Here is a 1,409-nt window from a genome sequence, read left to right as displayed (position 1 = left end):
GACGTCGACACGGTGACGCACGTGTTCAATCACGATTTGCCGAGCCTGCCCGAAAGCTATGTCCACCGCATCGGACGCACCGGCCGCGCCGGGCGCAGCGGCTTCGCCATCACGCTGTGCGATGCCGAACAGCGCGCCTGGCTGCATGACGTGGAACGGGAAATCGGTCGGACCCTGACCGTTCAGGACGATCACGAATGGCATTGCGAAGTGGCCCGCCACTCGACCAAGCGCCCCCCCGTGCTCGGCGGCGGTCCGGTTAAGCAGGTCAAGCCGACCAAAGCGCCGCGCGAGCGCAAGGTCTGGACCGAAGAGGAAAAGCTCGCCGCGCGCATGGCGGCAAAGGCCGCCTAACAGGGTTATGAAAGGGCGCGGGTCGTTGTCCGCCGGAGCCTCGTGCTCGTCGCGACCCATATCGCAGAGCAGCATCGACACTGATACGCTACCCATGTGTTCAACCACGCCCTGTTGAGCCTGACTAGAAACTATGTACTACGGATCGGCCGCGCCGGTCGGCGGAGCGGCTTCGCGATCGCGCTGAGCGATGCCGAACAGCGCGCCTGGCTGCGCGACGTGGAACGGGAGATCGGTCGGACCCCCACCGTTCAGGACCATCTCGAATGGCGTTCTGCAACGGCACGCCATTCGACCAAGCGAGCCCCCCGTACTCGGCGACGGTCAGGTCAAGCTGACCAAGCCACCACGCGAGCACAAGGTCTGAAGCAAAAAGGAAAAGCTTGCCGCGCGCATGGTCGCAACGGCCGCCTGACAGGGCCGGGAAAGGGCGTGGGTCGTCGCCCGCGAGAGGCTATCGCCGGATCAATCGATTAGTTTCGTCAAAGGACGCGTGTTCGTCCATGCCGAGCCGACCGTGTTGTCCGAGTTGCGAACATGTGGCGACGTGCCGATGTCTCGCTACTGGAACTTATCACGCTCGGGTCCGCCCGGAACGCCTCAGCCAGAGAGTGACTGTGCCCTGTCCTTCCGCGCAACGATGTCGCTATTCGTTCCGAAGCATCAGCTGCGCTTGCGACGCTGATCGAGAGTGTGACGATCTACCCACACGGCGAGCACGGTCCGGAGGCGGAGGTAGTGGCGAGAGTATCGGATTTGCTGGCTTTTGCCCCAAACGACAACGCCGCCCGTGAGGGCGGCGATTGTCGTTTTGCGAGGTTTGGTTGCGGGGACAGGATTTGAACCTGTGACCTTCAGGTTATGAGCCTGACGAGCTACCGGGCTGCTCCACCCCGCGACGGTCCGGCTATGCGGACGTTGGGTGTGTATGAGACGTTTGTGAATGGGTTTTGGATATGTGCGTTTGCATGTTGCACGGGCTTCAATGCCTGGCGACGACCTACTCTTCCATCGCTTGAGCGATAGTACCATTGGCGCAGTCGGGTTTCACGGCC

The 1,409-nt window shown here is 62.5% G+C and carries 2 protein-coding genes and 1 tRNA gene; 1 reads left to right on the top strand and 2 read right to left on the bottom strand.

Annotation, left to right across the window (positions count from 1 at the left end):
- On the top strand, positions 1–354 hold a 354-nt coding region (locus U1872_RS22305), incomplete at its 5' end, for a helicase-related protein (protein ID WP_332795056.1).
- A gap of 138 nt (positions 355–492) precedes the next feature.
- Here the strand turns inward: U1872_RS22305 and U1872_RS22300 are convergent.
- Together U1872_RS22300 and U1872_RS22295 are read right to left on the bottom strand one after the other, a co-directional pair.
- A complete protein-coding gene (locus U1872_RS22300) occupies positions 493–615 on the bottom strand; it encodes a hypothetical protein (protein WP_332745747.1) in 123 nt (40 codons plus the stop codon).
- Between the two features lie 560 nt (positions 616–1,175).
- Positions 1,176–1,252 (bottom strand) — tRNA-Met (locus U1872_RS22295).
- Between the last annotated feature and the right edge of the window lie 157 nt (positions 1,253–1,409).

The organism is Parasphingomonas frigoris (assembly GCF_036663815.1).
In the GTDB taxonomy this organism is placed as follows: Bacteria; Pseudomonadota; Alphaproteobacteria; order Sphingomonadales; family Sphingomonadaceae; genus Sphingomonas.
This window is presented reverse-complemented; position numbering and strand designations above follow the sequence as displayed.